At 45.9% G+C, this 20,532-nt stretch carries 18 protein-coding genes; 10 read left to right on the top strand and 8 right to left on the bottom strand.

Annotated features, from left to right (window positions below):
* Positions 1-55: 55 nt before the first annotated feature.
* Complete coding sequence (locus EL162_RS02860; RefSeq protein ID WP_126329964.1) at positions 56-517, top strand: hypothetical protein; 462 nt, start codon at positions 56-58, stop codon at positions 515-517.
* A gap of 75 nt (positions 518-592) precedes the next feature.
* Positions 593-949 carry a hypothetical protein gene (locus tag EL162_RS02865; protein WP_126329966.1) on the top strand — a complete coding sequence of 119 codons (357 nt, stop codon included), beginning with the start codon at positions 593-595 and terminating at the stop codon, positions 947-949.
* A gap of 58 nt (positions 950-1,007) precedes the next feature.
* Here the strand turns inward: EL162_RS02865 and EL162_RS02870 are convergent, their stop codons facing one another.
* The 5 genes from EL162_RS02870 to EL162_RS02890 form a co-directional block, all read right to left on the bottom strand.
* Positions 1,008-1,514 carry a DUF2059 domain-containing protein gene (locus EL162_RS02870; RefSeq protein WP_126329968.1) on the bottom strand — a complete coding sequence of 169 codons (507 nt, stop codon included), beginning with the start codon at positions 1,512-1,514 and terminating at the stop codon, positions 1,008-1,010.
* 283 nt (positions 1,515-1,797) lie between these two features.
* Positions 1,798-2,448 carry a dephospho-CoA kinase gene (gene coaE / locus EL162_RS02875; RefSeq protein WP_126329970.1) on the bottom strand — a complete coding sequence of 217 codons (651 nt, stop codon included), beginning with the start codon at positions 2,446-2,448 and terminating at the stop codon, positions 1,798-1,800.
* 426 nt (positions 2,449-2,874) lie between these two features.
* Complete coding sequence (locus tag EL162_RS02880; protein ID WP_126329973.1) at positions 2,875-3,741, bottom strand: prepilin peptidase; 867 nt, start codon at positions 3,739-3,741, stop codon at positions 2,875-2,877.
* A gap of 18 nt (positions 3,742-3,759) precedes the next feature.
* Positions 3,760-5,028, bottom strand: coding sequence for a type II secretion system F family protein (locus EL162_RS02885; protein WP_126329975.1), 1,269 nt, complete (start codon positions 5,026-5,028; stop codon positions 3,760-3,762).
* Between the two features lie 50 nt (positions 5,029-5,078).
* A complete protein-coding gene (locus tag EL162_RS02890; RefSeq protein ID WP_126329977.1) occupies positions 5,079-6,752 on the bottom strand; it encodes a GspE/PulE family protein in 1,674 nt (557 codons plus the stop codon).
* A 526-nt stretch (positions 6,753-7,278) separates the two neighbouring features.
* Between EL162_RS02890 and EL162_RS02895 the strand changes: the two genes are divergently transcribed.
* On the top strand, positions 7,279-7,584 hold the full coding sequence (locus tag EL162_RS02895) for a hypothetical protein (RefSeq protein ID WP_126329979.1): 306 nt from the start codon (positions 7,279-7,281) through the stop codon (positions 7,582-7,584).
* 114 nt (positions 7,585-7,698) lie between these two features.
* A complete protein-coding gene (locus tag EL162_RS02900) occupies positions 7,699-8,925 on the top strand; it encodes a multidrug effflux MFS transporter (protein WP_227543427.1) in 1,227 nt (408 codons plus the stop codon).
* A gap of 225 nt (positions 8,926-9,150) precedes the next feature.
* Here the strand turns inward: EL162_RS02900 and EL162_RS02905 are convergent, their stop codons facing one another.
* Positions 9,151-9,819: a hypothetical protein gene (locus tag EL162_RS02905; RefSeq protein WP_126329981.1), complete on the bottom strand. Its 669-nt coding sequence runs from the start codon at positions 9,817-9,819 to the stop codon at positions 9,151-9,153.
* Positions 9,720-10,430 carry an MATE family efflux transporter gene (locus tag EL162_RS02910; RefSeq protein WP_126329983.1) on the bottom strand — a complete coding sequence of 237 codons (711 nt, stop codon included), beginning with the start codon at positions 10,428-10,430 and terminating at the stop codon, positions 9,720-9,722. The genes EL162_RS02905 and EL162_RS02910 overlap by 100 nt, the downstream gene beginning before the upstream one ends.
* 112 nt (positions 10,431-10,542) lie before the next feature.
* Here EL162_RS02910 and EL162_RS02915 point away from each other — a divergent pair, with 112 nt between their 5' ends.
* The 5 genes from EL162_RS02915 (at position 10,543) to EL162_RS09935 (ending at position 18,186) form a co-directional block, all read left to right on the top strand.
* Positions 10,543-10,806: a hypothetical protein gene (locus EL162_RS02915; protein WP_126329985.1), complete on the top strand. Its 264-nt coding sequence runs from the start codon at positions 10,543-10,545 to the stop codon at positions 10,804-10,806.
* A gap of 41 nt (positions 10,807-10,847) precedes the next feature.
* Positions 10,848-14,792, top strand: coding sequence for a phosphoribosylformylglycinamidine synthase (gene purL, locus EL162_RS02920; RefSeq protein ID WP_126329987.1), 3,945 nt, complete (start codon positions 10,848-10,850; stop codon positions 14,790-14,792).
* Between the two features lie 435 nt (positions 14,793-15,227).
* Positions 15,228-16,247, top strand: a complete 1,020-nt coding sequence (locus EL162_RS02925) for an MFS transporter (protein ID WP_126329989.1) — start codon at positions 15,228-15,230, stop codon at positions 16,245-16,247.
* A 358-nt stretch (positions 16,248-16,605) separates the two neighbouring features.
* Positions 16,606-17,835 carry a sodium/glutamate symporter gene (gene gltS, locus EL162_RS02930; RefSeq protein WP_126329991.1) on the top strand — a complete coding sequence of 410 codons (1,230 nt, stop codon included), beginning with the start codon at positions 16,606-16,608 and terminating at the stop codon, positions 17,833-17,835.
* Between the two features lie 183 nt (positions 17,836-18,018).
* A complete protein-coding gene (locus tag EL162_RS09935; protein ID WP_158078440.1) occupies positions 18,019-18,186 on the top strand; it encodes a hypothetical protein in 168 nt (55 codons plus the stop codon).
* Positions 18,187-18,196: 10 nt separating this feature from the next.
* Here EL162_RS09935 and argA read toward each other — a convergent pair whose 3' ends face one another.
* Entirely contained in the window at positions 18,197-19,519 is a 1,323-nt protein-coding gene (gene argA, locus EL162_RS02935) for an amino-acid N-acetyltransferase (protein WP_126329993.1), read from the bottom strand.
* 387 nt (positions 19,520-19,906) lie between these two features.
* Between argA and EL162_RS02940 the strand changes: the two genes are divergently transcribed.
* Positions 19,907-20,461: a DUF11 domain-containing protein gene (locus tag EL162_RS02940; RefSeq protein WP_227516528.1), complete on the top strand. Its 555-nt coding sequence runs from the start codon at positions 19,907-19,909 to the stop codon at positions 20,459-20,461.
* The last annotated feature ends 71 nt before the right edge of the window (positions 20,462-20,532 follow it).

Consider the following 20,532-nt stretch of genomic DNA (forward strand, 5'->3'; position numbering starts at 1 on the left):
TGAGCCAAAAGTCAAGTTTTATACGGCGTACAAGCCACATTACACAAGGTTAATTATGAAAAAATCACTCCTTGCCCTGTCTGCCATCTTGGCATTTGCCACCACCAATGCCCAAGCAAACAATGCCCAAAAAATCGCTGTGGTTAAGCAGGCTTATGACAATGTAAGAAAAGTGCAAGATTGGCTGGCAACATTACGCAGATACGGCACGGCAAATTTAAATTATAATCTTGGGCTTGACGAGACCGATCCTGATTTTGACATCGTGCCTTGTTATTTTTATTGGGGTAGTGGTGGCGATCCATTTTATGGCAGCAGCGATCCAGATTTTACTGCCAAAGTATCTGTGGGCATGAATTCAAGAGGGTGGGTGGTGGCGTCTGTTTATAGTTCACGGTATCGCACTTCCCATTCGGTTGCTTATGTCGTCAAATTAGAAAATGGCAAATATAAGATTGACGATATAATTTTGTATGGCAGATCATTTAATGCCTATGCCAAAAAATACTGTAGCTAATTTTGTGATAATTTAACCAAATCATCAGGAGTTCATAATGAAAAAACAACTGCTTACCGCCCTATTGGGGGGGTGATGTCGCTGTCGGCATCGGCAAATAATGGCGTACCGTTTGTGGGTACGAAGTATTTTAATTTTGGTGGTGTGCCAGCATACAATGAAAATTATTCGCTTAGCATCAATAAAAATGGGCAAGCGGTGCTAAAATGGTGGAGCTGCTCATCGCTTGGTTGCGATGCCAAACGCACGCTATACAAAGGCAAGTTTAAGCCTACGATTGGCTATACCATCGATGGTTATAGTCAGTATCTAAAATTTGAAAAAAACCGTGTACGCCTACTTGATGCCAATGGTCGTCAAGAATATGGCTGTGAAGCTGCAATGACTGGTAAAAATACCCCATGTATCGATCGTTATTCTAATCCTTACTAAATACAACAACACCGCTAGTATTGCGGTGTTTTTTGTTTATATGTGGCAGCTTGGCGATTTATTCGCTTAGGATTTCAAGTAGCTGTTTTTCAAATTGGAGAAACTTTTTACGATTATTTTTTGCGTATGCTGCTTTATAGTTATCCACTCTTGGCAGGATATTGGTATAAAAATCTTGGACGACTTGGGTTTGTTTGCGATTGATACTCTGACCGATGGGCGAGTCATAAAACGCAATCATTGCATCAACTTCTTGTTGATTGAAGACTTGTTGATATAGAGCGTTTATATCACCAAGCATGATGTTAAGAAATGCAGGGTCAGCCCACAGCTCATCGGCGATTTGATTGGCGAATGGGCGAGCAATTTCGTCAATCTTTATGATTTGCCCCGCAGTTAAATTTGGATTTTGTTGTTTGGCTTGTTCTATTGTTGTCGTTGTGAAACTTTCCACCATACTGGTTCTAAAACTGGCTTGAGTCTCTTTGGCGAAGTTGGTAACTTGCAACAGGCGAGCGATGGATTCATTGCTGGGGGTCTGTGCCAGTGCTGGGTTTGTCAGCATGATGGTAGTACTGGTTAATAGGGCAAGTGTTAATTTTTCATTTTTCCGTCCTTAGGGTATGATTGTGGCATTTATTGTACAGATTTTGTCAATAATTATCAAATAAACCAGCCATTATCAGGCATAAAAAAGCAGCCATTTGCTGGCAGGCAACGCCCAAGACAACTTTGGTGGCGTATCCCACAGCCGTGCAAATTATAAATTATACTTAGCCAAAACCATCATGCTACTTTAAAATCCATTTACAGACGCTTAAGCTGGCATGGGCGAGATTTTGTGTTTGCTAGATGGTTTTGGTGGTGCTTGTTTGTGCCTTGAGGGCAAGCTGTTGGTATTTGTCATGCAGTTTGGCAAGCTGTTGGTGAAGGCTTGGCACATCGCCATCATTATTGACAACATCAGCACCGATGGCATGGGCGAGGGCAAGCCTGTCTGGACGGCTGATTTGCCGATTGATGATATTCATGATTTGGGCGGTGTCATTGCCATCACGGCGTGTGGCACGAGCCAGCTGGGTGCTGACGGCAACATCAATCACCAGCACATGATGGCACAGCTCAAGCAGGCTTGGGGATTTGTGCCGTCCCTCGAACAATAGCGGCACCGACAGTACGGCATATTCGCCCACCGCCACCGCCAACTCATCGCTGATGGCGTGCATGATGGCAGGGTGCATGATGGCGTTTAGCCTGTCAAGCTCGGCTGGTTTGTCAAAGACATAAGCACGCATGGCGGCACGATTATACCGCCCCTGTGCGTCCAGCACCCATGCCCCAAACACCTGTTGCAGCACGCCAAGCAGCGGACTGCCAGCCCCAGTTAGGCGATGGGCGATGACATCGGCATCTATCACCGCCGCCCCAAGCGTCGCCAAAAAATCACTCGCCGCCGTCTTGCCACTGCCGATACCACCTGTCAAACCCAATACAAACATCGCTAAGCTCGCTTTATTAATTGCAATTTTCAATTTTCAATTTTCAATTTTCAATTTTCAATTTTCAATTTTCAATTTTCAATTTTCAATTTTCAATTTTCAATTTTCAATTTTCAATTTTCAATTTTCAATTTTCAATTTTCAATTTTCAATTTTCAATTTTCAATTTTCAATTTTCAATTTTCAATTTTCAATTTTCAATTTTCAATTTTCAATTTTCAATTTTCAATTTTCAATTTTCAATTTTCAATTTTCAATTTCAATTTTCAATTTTCAATTTTCAATTTTCAATTTTCAATTTTCAATTTTCAATTTTCAATTTTCAATTTTCAATTTTCAATTTTCAATTTTCAATTTTCAATTTTCAATTTTCAATTTTCAATTTTCAATTTTCAATTTTCACCGATGGAAATGATTATCATTTATTTAATAAGAAAACAACCATGCCAAAAGTCGCTCGCCAAACAGCAGCGAGACAATCGCAGCAACAACAAGGCAAGGCCCGAAGGCAAAAGCTGCATTCTGCCCCAGTCGCCATCGCTTGTGCAGTCCAACCATCACACCGAGCGTGCTGGCAATCAGTAGCACCATCGGCAGCTGCCACACCCCCAGCCATGCACCGATGGCGGCGAGCAATTTGGCATCGCCAAGCCCCATGCCGTCTTGGTTGGTGATGAGCCGATACAGGGCGTTGATGAGCCATAATAGCACAAAACCCGCCACCGCTCCAAAAATAGCATGGCTTGCACTGGCAAACAGACCCATGCTGTTGGCAACAAGACCTATCATGCCAAGTGGCAGCACGAGGCGGTCAGGCAGCAGCTTGGTCTGATAATCAATAGCAGACAGGGCAATGCCTATCCAGACAAATATCAGTGCCAGCACCGCATGGATACCAACGCCCAGCACGGCAACCACCATGAGTGTCAGGACAATGCTAATGCTCTCAATTGCCAGATACTGTGGCGAGATGGCATGGCGACACTGGCGACACTTGCCCTGTAGCCATAGGTAGCTGATGATGGGGATAGCATCATAGATGGCAAGCGATGCCCGACAGTGGGGACAATGTATGGCAGTTGGGGGCGGATTGTCTGTAGTCAGGGCGGTGCTGATGGGTGTGATAAGCGTGCCATCAAGTGGCATTTGGCTTAAAAATTCTGCCACATCGGCACGCCACTGTCGCATCATCAGCATGGGCAGCCTGTGGGCAACCATACCAATGAAACTGCCAGCAACTGCACCGACACACGCTGTCAGTAGCCAGACCCATGTAGGCGTGGTGTCAATCATGGATTTTCCTCGTCTATATCAGATACCGATATTCATGCTAAATATCGGCAAATACATCGCCAGCACCAAGATACCAATCACCACGCCCATCACGATGATGATGGCAGGCTCTATCATGCTGATGATGGCTTGGGTGGTGGTGCTGATTTGTTTTAGGTAAAACTCTGCCACGGTATCAAGCATAATCTCAAGCCGTCCTGACTCTTCGCCAACCTTAATCATCTGTATGCCAATCGGTGAAAATAGCTTGCCCGTTGTCATCGCTGTGCTAAGCGGTGTGCCTGCTTGGACACTTTTGGCGATTTGTTCGGCTGCTTGCACAAAAAGTGGATTGTCGCATGATTTGCCAGCCAGCATGATACTTTGGGTCAATGGCACGCCAGAGCTTAAGGTGGTGGCAAGCGTCTGGGTAAATTTGGCATTATTCGCTGCGATAATAAGTTTGCCAATGATGGGCAAGCGTAAGCTAAGGGCGGCAATCCTTTGCCGAAAGCTAGGCTTATGCTGGTATAGCCAATATCCCAAAGTCATCATGGCAACCCCAGTGCCGATTAACCACCAAAAATAGCGACCAAGCCACTGGGACAGACCAAGCACCATCAGGGTAAGTGTTGGCAGAGTATCGCCTGTGGCGGCAAAATTGGCAGCAAAATTCGGCACGACCTTTAATAACAAGATACCACCGACCAATAAGGCGGTAATGATGATTGCCAGCGGATAGCGAGTGGCTTGGAGCAGCTGCGTTCGCAATTGGTGCTGTTTTTGGGCATAGTTGGCGGCACGGTGTAGCATAATATCCAGCGAGCCTGATTGTTCGCCAGCGTCAATCAAGGCTAGGGTGAGCTTGCCAAACTCTGGGTGCTGTGCGATGGCTTTGGCAAAGCTGTCTCCTGCTTCGATATCGGTTTTTATTTGGGTTAATTTGGCGGCAAGGCGAGCGTCTGTGCAGGTTTCGGCACTGATGGCAAGTGCGGTTGATAGGACAATGCCAGCGTCCAACAAGGTTGCCAATGTGTTTAGCGTGATGAGTATGTGCTTGGTTGCGATGGCTCGCCTGTAGCGTGGCGTGGACTGGGCGTGCAGACGGATATTGCCAAGACCTTGTTTTTTTAGCTGACTGTGTGCCAGCAGGCTATTTTTGGCACGAATCTTACCATGGATTTTGTTGCCCTGTGGGGTGATAGCGGTGTATACAAAGGTGGATTGTGAGTTTTCCACAGGGTAATTTTTGTTAGGCTGATTGTTTTTATCTTGTTGATTTATAAACATTTTATGTGAATTTTTCACAGTATTTTTTCCAGTTATCCACAATAGGTTTTTTGCTGATATATTTGGTGTCAAGTTTGTCCAAGCACACGGTGCATTTCAGATAAGCTAATTTCACCATTTAGTACTTTTGCAATGCCTGCACGCTTTAGACTGTGATTTTGGCAAAAATTGGCAGCCTCTATACGCTCTTCGTTGGCATTTGTCAAAATCAATGAGGCGATGGCAGGGCTGATGGGCAAGAATTCAAAAATCCCCACACGACCCAGATGACCATCTTTGCATTTGTGGCAGCCAGCAGGCTCGTATAGCAGTTTGGCTTGGGCGATTTCCTCTGGCTGAAAGCCTGCTTGTGCCAGCACCGATTGAGGTATTTGCACCGCTTGTTTGCACGCATCGCATAGGCGTCTGGCAAGTCGCTGGGCGATAATCAGGCTTAGACTGCCAGCTAGATGAAAGGACGGCACGCCCATGCTCGATAGCCGTGTGATGGCAGCGGCAGCGGAGTTGGTGTGCAGTGTTGATAGCACCAAATGCCCTGTCTGGGCGGCGGCTGTGGCGATTTTGGCAGTTTCGCCATCGCGAATCTCACCAACCATGATGACATCAGGGTCTTGGCGTAAAAAAGCCCGCAACACATCGGCAAAATCAAGCTGAATTTTGGGATTGATATTGACCTGATTAATGCCTGACAGATAAATCTCAACAGGGTCTTCGCAGCTTAGAATATTAATCTCGGGGCTGTTGAGTAGATTAAGAGCGGTGTACAGCGAGACCGTCTTGCCAGAGCCTGTTGGCCCTGTGATTAAAATCAGCCCTTGTGGCTTGGTGATGGCGTGGCGAAACTGTGCCATCTGCACATCGCTCATGCCCAGTTTGTCAAGGTTAATAAGGGCATGGTTCATATCCAAAAGTCGCAGTACGATTTTTTCACCATAGAGCGTGGGCAGTGTGCTGATACGAAAATTCACCGCCGAACCATCAGGGCTGGGGAATTTTAGCCGACCGTCCTGTGAGCGACGCCGTTCGGCAATGTCCAATTGTGCCAGCACTTTTAGGTAGGAGGCGATTTTTGGGGCGAGTGATTTTGGCGGATTTTGCACCACCTGCATCACGCCATCGATACGAAAGCGAATGCGATAGCTGGATTCATAAGGCTCAAAATGAATGTCAGAAGCTCGCAGACGAATGGCATCGGTAAGGAGCTTTTGGACGAATCGCACCGTTGGCGTGTCGTTGGTCGGTAGGGGCGTATCGTCTGGCTCATCATCAGGCAGGGCAATTTCCATGCCCAGATAATGCGTGCCAAGCAAGGCAGCCAGCTTATCCTCCTCGACCAGCACAGGCTGCACCATGAGCCGCGTGTGGAAGCGAATGGCGTGGAGCGTGCGTTGGTCAGTGGCATCGCTGACAGCAAGCCTGAGCGTATTTGCCTCACAAGACAGGGGCAGGGCGTGGTGCTGTACAAATAACTTGTCATCACCAATGCCATCAACAAGCTCAAGCTGAGCATCGGTCAGCTCGTAGATGGGCAGCTTTAGGTGCTGGCTTTGGAGCTTGGCAAGCTCATGAGCGGTGAGCAGTTGCGATGACACCAAGTGGCTAATCAGCGGTATGTTGGCAACAGCAGCATCACTGACCGCCTGTGCCAAAGTGGCATCATCGAGCAATCCGTACTGGGCGATGAGCTGTGCCAAAGGTGGCAAATTTACAGGTGTGGCAGCTTGCTGGTTTGGCTTGTCCATGTGCAATCGTCCTTGGCTGTGGTTTTGTGTTTGTTTGTGTGGCAAAATTCATCATTTGCGATAAGATTGTGGGCAAGGCATTTTTGTTTTTGCTGATAAAAGTCCAAACCCCATCTGCTTGCCCTTGCCACAAATTCACCAGCATTGGCTTTATGCTGTTGATGGCATAATTTTGTGATTTTGCACGCTTAATTTTATCATCGTTTGCAATACATACAAAAATCACCTTAAAATCACAAATGCTGTATTATTTTAAGCTTAAAATATCTATCATGAGTAAGTATAAGGTTTATTTATAATTAAAAATCATTTCACCATAACGCCATCATCAATCTTGAGGCTGTAATTTTTCGGCAAGTTTTTGGTAAATTTATCTTAATTAAATTTGTAGTATTGTTTACTTTATCTGTGCAAATGATTTTCTGCCAATGGCAAATCCTGCAAGCTGTATTGACAAGGCTGATAATAAACAGCAGAGTATCTTTCTGACCTTGTAAGCCTTGTGTGGTAGATTTTGCTGATTTTTATGCCACAATTTAAAGAATCTCAATCCATTGTAATGACTTTTTGGTTTGGTATCAAGCCAAATCGTATCACAAATCGTATCAATGGCATAAAATCGCCTTTGCCAAATGCCAAATGCCAAATGCCAAATGCCAAATGCCAAATGCCAAATGCCAAATGCCAAATGCCAAATATGATTTATCATTATGCCCAAATTTTTGCCAGTAGTGAAATCGCCTTTGATAAATCGCAACTGTGTACGGGGCAGGCAGGCTACATATACAGGAAATTTACCAAGTGGCTAGGCTTGCAGGCAATTTTGACCTGACAGTCAGACACTTAGTTTGGGCGGATTAATGTGCTATAATGAACGGCATTAATAACCTACACAACTTCGATGGCAGTGCCAAGCGATTGTAATTTTGATGATAATGATACGATAATGACAGCGACTACAGATAACCGCCAGCAATCTTTTCCTGTGTTATGGGTGATGATGCTGGGCGTGATGATTGCCATTGGGCCTTTGTCCATTGATATGTACCTGCCAGCTTTTCCGAGTATGGCAGAGGATTTTGGGGTGAGTGTGGCAAGCATTGCCAAATCTGTGCCAGCGTATTTTATTGGTTTGGTGGTAGGTCAGCTGTTTTATGGGCCTTTGTCCGACCGCATTGGGCGAGTGCTGCCGATGTATATTGGCATGGTGATTTTTATCATTGCCTCTGTGATTTGTGCCACGACAAGCAGTGAGTATGTGCTGTTTGTGGCACGCACAGCACAGGCACTGGGAGCGTGCGTTACTGCAGTGGTAACACGGGCAGCGATTCGTGATACGCTCTCGCCTGTACAGTCTGCCAGAGCATTTAGCTTGATGGTGTTGGTGATGGGCATTGCACCGATATTGGCACCGAGTTTGGGGGCGTTGATTTTGCGTGTGGCAGGGTGGCATGAGATATTTTGGTTTTTGGCGGCGTTTGGTGCTTTAAATATCCTTTTGACCAAATGCTTCTTAAAAGAAACGCTGCAACCACAATACCGCAACAGCACACCGATGACGCAGACGCTTGGGCAATACATTAGCCTAATGAAAGATCGCAGTTTTATGTTGCCAGCGGTGGCAGCAGGGTTGTTGCAGGGGGCGTTTTTTATTTATTTGTCCATCTCAAGCGAGCTGTTTATGGTCAATTATGCCCTAGACGAGCAGCAGTTTGCCATCGCATTTGGGCTAAATGCCTTTGGCTTTATTGCATTAACGCAGGTGAATCAGTTTTTGACCAAGCGATTTCGTCTGGTGCAGCTGCTTCGCTTTGGGGCGATGATTCAGCTGGTGGCGGCAAGTTGTTTGTTGTTGCTTGGGCTCACTTTTGGGGCAACTGCCAGTTTTTATTTGGTATTTGGTAGTATTTTTGTGTGCATTGCAGGGCTTGGCTTTACACAGCCTAACGCAGGGGCGATTGCGTTGGCATTCCAAAAGCAGCGTGCAGGCATGGCGAGTGCATTGCAGGGTGCGTTGCAGTTTTCGGTGGGGATTTTTGGTGGCTTGTTGATTGGGTTGTTTGATGCCAATCCTGTGCTAAAACTGGGCATTATCACAACCATCTTGGTGGCAATCGGCACGCTGCTTGTGCATAGCATTGACCCAAAACTTGATTTGTCAAAGATGGATTAGCAGAAAATTTGACGCTCTGTTGATTGCTTAATTAAATGGCGTTGCCAAAATATAGCCAAATGGCACAAATTAAGCCAGCCAAAGGTTAAATTTTTCTAAATTATTATTTTCGGCAGATGGCAGTTGCTACCACTTTTGTCAAATATACCAAACGCACCCAGCTGGGTTTATCCTAATGCCTGTTAATTTTCTAAAAATTAGAAAAGTTTTTAATTTTTTTAAATATCAAAGCAGCAGTCGTTTTTGATAAACTTTCAGGGCGATGACGCTGCAAGCATTGGCGATGATAAAGGCAATGCCAACGCCGAACAGTCCAGCCATGCTCAATAACCAACCGCCCAGCGGCAGTCCAACAGCAACCAGCAAGAGGCGAAATAGCGGCGGTTTTTTGGTATCGCCTGCCACACGCAGCTTGGCGATGGTGGCAATCGCCAAGCCATCTATCGCAGCAACCAGCAAAGCGGCCAGCACAATGAGCAGCTGCTTGGTATCAAATTGCCCAAAATACAGCCAGCACAAGAGGGGCGATAGCACCGCCCCAGCAAGCAGACTGCCTGCAACAAATCGGATAATGAGCCAGTCGATTTGGCGATTTGTGGTGCGGTGCAGCTTGATTGGCTGATTGGGCAGTTTGGATAAATAAATCACCAATGCCGAAGCAAAGCCGACATAGACCACAAAGCTTAAGTTAATCATGTTTAAAAAAATGCCAAACTCACCGACCAATTTTTCATCAAAACGGGCATTCAGATAAAACGACAATAAGGCAAAGCCAAGCGTAAAGACAAGCCCTGTCAGCAGCTCACTCTGACCGAAGCCGAGTAGTTTTTTTTGATTGCTGGTGGGTGCAATGTGGCACGCAGGGCGTGTGTGCCAAGCTGTTGCCCAATCCACGCCATAAGAACCAGCAGCCCAATGATTCGCACCGCTGTTGTGGCGGTCGCGATGGCAGCCTGTGCCGACAATGAACTGTTGAACAACAGCTGGTAGTTTAGGGCGATATTTAGCACGGTCATGATTGCCGTCAAATAAATCACTTGCCGAGATTTGCCAAGTGCGTCCAAGATGTGATTTAGCACGATATAGCAGGGCAGGCTTAGCACGCCACCAATCAGCAAAACATAAACCAGCGTCTGCTGTGGGCTAAAGGCATGAACGGCATCAAGCCCCACAAAATAAAGCCATGACAAAGCCAGCAGAGCGATACCAATCAAGCAAGCATAGCCAATGGCTTGACGAGTGGCAAGAACGCCATCACTGTGCTGATTAAAATAAATCGGCACCCCGATTGACAACGCCAGCGACAGCACCACAAACACCTGCACCAGCTGGGTAATCAGAGCATAATCTGCCAGTGCCGTGTCAGCTGCCCACCAAGACAGCATCACCAAATCCACCATCGGCATCGACAAAGCGATGAATTTAGATAAGCTGATCTGCATCGCTTGGCGGATGATTTGTTGGCTGGTTTGTGAGTTTGGCTGATGGTGTGTCTGATGATCCATATACGCACACTAAGTCATGATTGTAGGAGAAGTTATTATTTTAATTAACTTGGCAAAAAAATCAAGCCATCAGCGGTGATTGCAAGGCTTGAGCGGTTGGTAGGTTGATTTTGTGCCAAATTATCAACACCAACAGGCAGCTGGACAAATCATCATCAAGCCCTTGGTAAATTTGCCAAACAAGCCAAGATGGTTTTGTTTGCTTTGGCAAATGCCACTGCCTGCCTTGTTTGATGGTATTGGCTCATCTTTGTTTGGCATGGGTTTGGTTGCTGTTTTTGTTTTTGGGCGTGCTGTTGGCAGCTGTCTTGGTTGGGCAGAGGAAAAATTGGCTTACAACGCCGTTATCTGCTATAATGGCAATCATTTATTTTAATGCAATTGCCATTTTTGGCGTCTTTAGCAAGGGCAAAACACATGATGAATACCATCGCAGGTTTGGGTTTTTTGACCGACTTTCAAGCACAAAAATTAGCCAATCAGCTACGCACAAAAGCAGGGCTGGAGGTCAGCGGTTTGAGCAGTCAGCAGGTTTATGTTTTTGATGATGAATTGTCAGAAGCCAACCGCAAAAAAGCGATTGATTTGCTTAATCAAGGTCGTGTGCTAACGCTAACCCAAGCCAGCGATGAGCAAGTGCAGGTGGTGGTTGCACCACGCTTTGGCACGATTAGCCCATGGTCGTCCAAGGCGACTGATATTTTTAAGAACTGTGGCGTGCAGATTGGACGCATTGAGCGAGTGATTGTGTATACGCTGACAGGGCAGAATTTGCCAAAGCGTCTGCCAGCTGTTGCCGAGGCTATTTTGCACGACCGCATGACCCAAAGCTTGGTCTATGATTTGGCACAAGTGGCGGCACTGTTCATTGATGGCGAGCCTGCACATTTAAATGTGGTGGATATTCTTGGGCGTGGCAAAGAGGCGTTAATTGCTGCCAATATTGAGTATGGATTTGCATTAAGCACAGAAGATATTGATTATCTGGTGGAAAATTTCACCAACTTGGGACGCAATCCGACCGATGTTGAGCTGATGATGTTTGCCCAAGCCAATTCTGAGCATTGCCGTCATAAGATTTTTAATGCTGAATGGACAATCGATGGCAAAGTACAGCCAAAATCACTGTTTAAGATGATTCGCAATACCCACGAAAAGCACGCTGAAGGAATTTTGTCCGCCTATAAGGACAATGCAGCGGTGATGGAGGGTTTTGTTGCACAGCGTTTCTACCCCACCAAAAATGCCCAAGGCGAGGCAGAATATGGCTTTCATAATGAACAAATTGACATTCTGATGAAAGTAGAAACGCACAACCACCCAACAGCAATTGCTCCATTTGCAGGGGCGGCAACGGGTGCTGGCGGTGAGATTCGTGATGAAGGGGCGACAGGTCGTGGCGGTAAGCCAAAGGCTGGCTTGACGGGCTTTAGCGTATCGCATTTGCACCTGCCTACCATGCCCGAAAGCTGGGAAACCTCAGGCAAAGTATCAGCTGCTGATTATGGCAAGCCTGCACGCATGGCATCGGCATTGGATATCATGATTGATGGCCCGCTGGGCGGGGCGGCATTTGCCAATGAATTTGGTCGCCCTAATTTGGGAGGTTATTTCCGCACTTTTCAGCTGGATACTTCAGCGGATAAAGACGGCAGCCAAATGCGTGGCTATCACAAGCCAATCATGATTGCAGGGGGTTATGGCAACATTAAACGCAATTTGGTACAAAAAAACAGCATTGCCGAAGGTGATTTGCTCATCGTACTTGGCGGTCCTGCGATGCAGATTGGCTTGGGCGGTGGAGCAGCAAGCTCGGTTGATAGTGGTGAGCTGGACGAGGGGCTGGATTTTGCCTCGGTACAGCGAGACAATGCCGAAATGGAACGCCGTTGCCAAGAGGTGATTGATACCTGCTGGGCAATGGCAAAAGATGGCGTGGACAACAACCCAATCATCTCAATCCATGATGTCGGTGCAGGTGGTCTTTCTAATGCCATGCCAGAGCTTGTGGACGACCATGAGTTGGGGGCACATTTGAACCTACGCAAAGTCCCATCGCTTGAGGCTGGTATGTCGCCGATGGCAATCTGGTCAAACGAAGCACAGGAACGCTATGTGCTGGCGATTCGCCCTGAAAACGAAAAGTTATTTGACGAAATCTGCCAAAGAGAGCGTTGTCCATACGCCATCTTGGGCGTTGCAACCGCAGTGCGTCAGCTGGTGGTTGATGACAGTTTGTTGCCTGAGCAACCTGTAGATATGCCAATGCAGGTGCTGCTTGGCGGTACGCCAAAGATGAAACGCAGTGCCGTGCGTCAAAGCAAGCAGCTACAACCTTTGGACACCAGCATGGTTGATGTTGCCAGCAGTATCAAACAAGTACTAAGACACCCAACTGTTGCCAGCAAATCTTTCTTAATCAGCATTGGCGATCGTTCCATCACTGGCATGGTAACTCAAGATCAATATGTTGGTCGCTATCAAGTGCCAGTGGCGGACTGTGCCGTTACCAGCACCGCCATCAACGCCACCACAGGTGAGGCAATGGCAATGGGCGAGCGTTCGCCTGTGGCATTAATCAGCCCAGCAGCATCGGCACGCTTGGCGGTTGGGGAGGCGGTAACAAATATCGCCTCAGCACGCATTGCCAAAATCAGCGATATTACCCTATCTGCCAACTGGATGGCAGCCTGTGGCGATCAGGCGGAGGACATTGCTTTGTTTGATGCGGTACACGCTGTCGGCGAAGAGCTATGTCCTGCACTGGGCATCACCATTCCTGTAGGCAAGGACAGCTTGTCGATGAAGGCAGTTTGGCAAGACGAAACAGGGGACAAATCGGTCAGCTCGCCGATGAGTCTGATTATCACCGCCTTTGCTCCAGTACAAGATGTCGCTACTACGCTGACACCTGCACTTGTCAATCAAGATTCGGCGTTGTATCGCTTGGATTTATCAGCGGGCAAATACCGCTTGGGTGGGTCAATCCTTGCTCAGACTTTAAGCCAGTTGGGCGATGATTGTCCAGATTTGGATAGTCCAGAGTTGTTGGCGAAGTTTTTTGGGTTTGTCCAAGCGGCAGCACAGGCAGGGCTTATCAAAGCATATCATGACATTGGCGATGGCGGACTTGTGGCGACAGTTGCCGAGATGCAGTTTGCCAGTCGCATGGCGGTGGATTTGACCTTAGATGACGATAATGTGCTTGGTCAGTTGTTTGCCGAAGAGTTGGGTGCGGTGGTGCAGGTATTGCCCGAAGATGCCCAAGCATTTGTCGCACTTGCGACACAGCATGGTGTTGATGGGCTATTAAGCCTTGTTGGTCAAGCCAAACAAACCCCAGCAGGCGGCGGTGCGATTGATACGCTGAACATTCGCACACCAAGCCAATCTTGGTCGTTTGATCGCAGCAGTTTGCAACAAGAATGGACGAAAGTCAGCCATGCCATTGCCAGCTTGCGTGATAATCCTGCTTGTGCCGATCAAGAATTTGCCCTAATTAGCGATGTCAATCATCATGGTCTGATTGCTGATGCCAATTATGATTTGGATTTGGCGGTTGAGGCACCTTATGTCAATAGTCGCACCAGCCAGCCAAAAGTCGCCATCTTGCGTGAGCAAGGGGTCAATGGTCATCTGGAAATGGCGGCAGGCTTTGTGCGTGCAGGCTTTGAGGCGATTGATGTGCATATGAGCGATTTGATGAGCGGACGCATTAAGTTGCGAGATTTTGAGGGTTTGGTGGCGTGCGGTGGCTTTAGTTACGGTGATGTCTTGGGTGCAGGCTCTGGCTGGGCGAACTCAGTGCTGTTCCATGATGAGTTGCGAATGCAGTTTGCACAATTTTTCCACCGCCAAGAAACTTTTGCCTTGGGCGTGTGTAATGGCTGCCAGATGATGAGCCAGCTAAAAGATTTGATGGTAGGGGCAGAGCATTTCCCACGCTTTCGTGCCAACAAGTCAGCACGCTTTGAGGCACGCACGGTCAATGTGCGAGTTGAACGCACCAAATCTGTACTCTTAAAAGGTATGCAAGACAGCATTCTGCCGATTGCCGTTGCCCATGGCGAGGGTTATGCTGATTTGGACAATAAGTCCATCGAGCAGCTTGCTAAGCATGGTCAGATTGCTCTGCGTTATGTGGACAGTCAGGCAAACCCAACCGAGCATTATCCATTAAATCCCAACGGCTCACCACAGGGCATCACGGGCATCTGTAGCAACGATGGGCGTGTAACCTTGATGATGCCACACCCAGAGCGTACCTTGCGTGCGGTGAATCATTCGTGGAAGCCAGAATCATGGACAGGCGATGGTGCGTGGATGCGTCTGTTCCGCAATGCTCGAGCGTTTTTGCGTTAAGTTTTGTGCTGTCATTACAAAATCCCAAGTTGCAGCTTGGGATTTTTTTTGGTTTTTACCAACAAATCTAAAAACCTAAATTATAATTAAATTATCATTAAGCAAACAAACTTAAACAACACCAGCCTCAGTAAACCAAACAGGCGGCTAAAATAACACAAAATCAGTCAAAAGATGATGACAGGCTCAATGGCTTTGGCGTTACCATCAAAAAGCACCAAGCAAAAACACTTTTTGCTAATTTTATAATTTTTTAATATTTATGGATAGAAATTGAAGAATTATATCAGATACCTTTGTGGCGGAATGCTGCTATCAAGTTTGGCTTCTTCCATATATTTAATTGTACTGCCATTATATGTTTATTATCTCACGGGCAGTGCAATATCTACAGCACTGCAAGTAACAATCTTACGCCATTGGTAGCCTGTTTTCTTGTTTTTTGTCAATAATTTTAATGTATTTAAGAGTGATAAAAAACATATTGTTGCAATCAATCTTTCCTTGAGTTTTTTATTATGTTTGTCATACTTTTTTAGCAGCTCAAACATTATTTATTGGCTTTATATCATAAGTTTTGTAGCGACATTTTTAGATACTTGCTCAAGCGGCTATGTAGAGAGTTTGATTTCATTTATCTCAAAAATAACAGAAAACACAAACAGGCAAACCATCATAGCAAAAACAAAAATATTTTCAGGGATAGGCTCGGCATTAGGTTTCTTTTTTGGTGGTACTGTCTTGAGCTTATTGGAGTACAAATCGGTGTTTGTTATTAGCGGGGTGTTATTTATACTATCTGCTATCTTTATACATCGTATTCCCATAGACAATGCCAAACCAAGAGATAATGAGATTAAAAAGGCAGTCTATAAAATTTTATTTGCAAAAAATATATTTTATTTAAGCATGGCTCATGCCATATCTGCAATCAGTTTATTTATTTATAATGGAACTTTTATATATATTTTAAAAAGTATTTATAAAGTTGATGATGTTTATGTTTCTTTTTATTTTTTTGTGATGATGCTTTCGGTAATTTTGGGATCATTACTCATGACCAAATTATCAAAAAATAAAGAGTTGCCTGTTTATATAGCCCCACACCTGCGTGCATTGTACGCTTTATTGTTTTTTATTGTGGCATTTTCTACAAATTATTGGTACTTCTTAGTCTCTGTATTTATTCTAAATTTTATTCACGCTTTTTCGATTCCATTTTGGCAAGATTGTTTTCAAAAATATTCTGCGGCTTCACAATGGCGAGTGATCGGAACAAGCAGAAAAACATTGGTAGCCCTGTCTGGCATTGTTGGAAGTTTTATTGGTGGGTATTTGATAGCAGAGCGTGGCGTTATGATTACATATTTTTTTGCAGCCTTGTTGTCTTTTATCTCCAGTGCCTTATTGATTATTTTTGTTAAAAGGTCTTATGAGATTAACAAAAAACTATGATGTTATCGTCATTGGAGCTGGTTTGTTTTGCCAAATGCTGATGATTAAAAAATGATATGACTTTATAAGATGAGCAAACTTTTGATTATGTATGAAATATTTTGTAACAATTACCCATGCTAATTTTGACAAGTTATTTAGTACTTGTTGCGTTATGCTTTATAATGAGCCACCCAACGATTAAGATAATCAATACAAATTTTCAAATCAACAACAATCACCGCATTTGCCATATATTGCATATTGAATCATCTTGCACAAGGTTTGTTTGGCTCTGTGGTGATGACAGTATCGGTTGGTTGTTACAGATGGTTTGCACATTGCAAGCCAACCACATTTATCCACATGGAGTACCATCATGGAAATCACTCTCAATGGCTATTATACGCTGATTTTGGCAACGCTTGTGTTGCTACTTGGACGCTTTTTGGTGAAGCGAGTTAAATTTTTGGAAGATTTTAATATTCCTGAGCCTGTCGCTGGCGGTTTGATTGCGGCGGCGGTTGTCTTTGCACTCAATGCGTTCTTTGGCTATAGTTTTACCATCCAAAAAGAATTACAAACTGCCTGTATGCTGATGTTTTTTGCCTCAATTGGCTTATCGGCAGATTTTGCTCGCCTAAAAGCAGGTGGCGTGTCGCTGGTGGTTTTCTTGCTTGTGGTAACGACATTTATGTTCTTGCAGAACCTAGTTGGTGTCAGCATGGCATCAGCACTGGGGCTTGATCCGTTGATGGGCTTGGTTGCAGGCTCTATCAGTTTAACTGGTGGACATGGCACGGCAGGTGCTTGGGGTGGCACATTTGAAGATAAGTATAATCTTGTCGGTGCAACCACGCTAGGGATTGCTTGTGCAACCTACGGTTTGGTGGCAGGCGGTCTGATTGGCGGTCCAGTTGCCAAGCGTTTGATTAACAAGATGGGCATTACGCCAACCGCAGCCAAAAATACTCCGCAAACCACCCAAACCACAGAAGTTGCAACGCAAGAAGCGATGTTTGAGCGTTCGGACAATGTGCGTCTGATTACTGCAACTTCGGCGATTGAGACGCTGGCATTATTTGCAGCGTGTTTGGTATTTGCTGACTTTATGACTGGGGTTGCCAAGGATACTTGGTTTGAGCTGCCAACCTTTGTCTGGGCATTGTTTGGTGGTGTGGTGATTCGTAATGTTCTGACCGCGGTGTTTAATTTTGATATGTTTGATCGTGCCATTGATGTATTTGGCAATGCGGCGTTGTCGCTGTTTTTGGCGATGGCATTGATGTCGCTGAAACTGTGGGAGCTGGCTGATTTGGCAGGGCCGATCGTGATTATTCTTGCTGTTCAGACCTTGCTGATGATTGCTTATGCGTATTTTATTACTTTCCGCGTGATGGGCAAAGATTATGATGCGGCAATTTTGGCAGCGGGTCATTGTGGCTTTGGGCTGGGTGCAACACCAACAGCAATCGCCAATATGCAAGCAATCACTGACCGCTATATGCCATCGTACAAGGCATTTTTGATTGTGCCGATGGTGGGTGCGTTCTTTGTTGATATTATGAACTTGGTGATTTTGCAAGGATTTATCAATTTCATCAAGTAATTTTGCCAGTCAAAAACGCCCAACTGCTGTTTGGGCGTTTTTATTTTTACCAAATTTACCAAAAATAATGCACAATCAAGCCCAAAACATACAGCTTAGTGATGAGTACAATCAACACCACGCCATTAAACTGGCAAATTAAAAACAAAATCAAGCTTTGTATTTGATATTGCCAGCATCATCGTGCTTTGTGTTGTGGATTTTGGCAGGTTTGTCAAAGGACAGGGGATTTATCCGCTACGGGGCGTTGATTTGTCATCTTTGGCAATGCTGGCAGATTATCACGCCACCGCCCAAGCTGATACACAAGTCAAGTATCGCTTGGGTGGATTGCCAGTTTGGCACTCGTAGGGTGATGGGATTAGAGGTGTTTTTTTAGCACTTTTGAGTTGCGTGTGTGGTCATAATTTGCTCGGCGAGGTGCTGGCAAATCATCAACCGCCACTTCTACAAAGCCCTGCTCAACAAACCAATGAGCCGTGTGCGTGGTCAGTGCGTATAAGTGGTGCAAGCTGTGGCTGCGTGCCTGTTGCTCTAAGAACGCCAATAAATCTGCACCACGGCTGCCTTTGCGATAATCTGGGTGAATGGCAAGGCTTGCCACTTCGGCTGATTGCACATCCAGTGGATACAGGGCAGCACAACCCAAGATTGTGCCGTCTCTTTCGATGACGCTATAAAATTCGATTTCTTGCTCTAGGCGTTCTTGGCTGCGGCGGATTAAGATGCCTTGTTCCTCAAGCGGTTTTAGCAGCTCAAGCAAGCCAATAACATCGTGAATGGTGGCACGGCGAATCTCTTCATAAGGGTCGTGGCTCACCAGCGTGCCTGAACCATCACGCGTGAACAACTCTTCGATTAATGCCCCGTCTTTGGTATAAGAAATGATATGCGTACGATGCACGCCTTGTCGGCAGGCACTGGCAGCACAGCGTAAAAAATGGCTGATTTCGCTCTGGTCTTGGCGATCTCGCAGCAGTCTATCAACTTCGTTGGGAATCATCTCGTGCAGCAGTCGTCCATCACGACCCATGATACCGTCCTGTTCACCCAAGAAAATCAGCTTATCCGCTCCCAGTGCGGTGGCAGCCGTCAGGGCAACATCTTCGGCAAGCAGGTTAAAAATCTCTCCTGTGATCGAAAATCCTGTCGGCCCCAAGATGACGATATGATTATTATCAAGATTATGACGAATGGCATCAACATCAATTGACCGCACCTCGCCAGTCATTTGATAGTCAATGCCATCACGCACCCCAAAGGGCTTGGCACTGACAAAATTGCCCGAAATCGCATCAATGCGTGAGCCATACATTGGCGAATTGGCAAGCCCCATTGACAGTTGGGCTTCGATTTGTAGGCGGATTGCTCCAACAGCTTCTAGTATGGCAGGCATTGCCTCGTGTGGCGTGATGCGGACATCGGCGTGCAGGGTTGAGTCAAGACCGCGATTTTTTAGACTCTGTTCAACCTGTGGGCGAGCACCATGCACCAGCACCAACTTAATTCCCAAGCTGTGCAATAGTGCAAAATCATGAATCAAGCTGTTAAAATTATCCTGTGCAACCGCCTCACCGCCAAACATCACTACAAAAGTTTTGCCACGGTGAGTGTTGATATAGGGGGCAGAATTACGAAACCAATGCACGGGCGTAAGCTGGGTCTGAGTGGGGGCTGGTTGCATATTTTTCTCCGAGTGGTCAAGTGGGCGTAAATCGCTGAGCTGATGACTCAACCGAGGTTGTTTTTATGATTAACTGCCCATAATAAAGCAACTTGGCTGAATAATCAATTGTCGCACGCTTTTTTGTGATGTTTGTGGCTTGGCTGCTAAATTGGCAGGCTTGGTATGCTTTGCTGGCTTGTGATTTGGTTTGGTTGCCAAATTGACAAATGCTGGGCGACTGCTTGGCAAGGTTTTATAATCACTGCCCAAAACTTTTGGCGGTTACAAAGTGGCATTTGCAAAAAATCGCCGATACAGTTACCATAATTCAACAGTCAGCATATACACTCTTTTGCCAAGCTGTGTTATGCTTTATTAATATACGCAAACCATAAGGAAACCGCTATGAAAATTTCTGCACTGGCAGCAGTTGTGGCTGCAACATTTGCAATGACGGCATGTGTAACAACTCAACCAACCACCACGCCAACCACTACCCCTGTTGCCACAACTGGCAAAGTAGCTGCTGCCAATGTGCCAGCGACCAGACCGACCGTTGTTACCAGCAACAATGTTGATACAGTGATGAATGCGTTCGTGGTACGCTCGGTTAATGGTCAAGAAACCCTTGAACCTGTAACGGCCAATAGCAATATCAAAGCAGGCGATTTGGTTGAATATCAACTTTTGCTTACCAACAATGGCAAAGACCGTGTGCGTAATATGCAGGTTGCACTTAGCTTGCCACAGGGGATAAGTTTTACAGGTTATGTATCGCCATCTGTGGGCGTGCAGGCAAGCGTTGATGGCGGCCGTTTTGTATTTATGCCAGTTCGTGCCAGCGTCAATGGCGTTGTAAGCAATGTGCCGTTTGATCAATATCAAGCCTTGCGTTGGACGGTTGAAGAGCTTGGCATCGGTGCAACTGCTGTGGTCAAATACCGTGCAACCATCAACTGATTTTATCAAGAATACCCATTTGGGCTGATGGCGGAGCTTGTCTCCGCTTTTTTATTGCGTGTTATTTGGCT

Origin of the sequence: Moraxella cuniculi, assembly GCF_900637105.1 — a bacterium.
Classification (GTDB): domain Bacteria; phylum Pseudomonadota; class Gammaproteobacteria; order Pseudomonadales; family Moraxellaceae; genus Moraxella; species Moraxella cuniculi.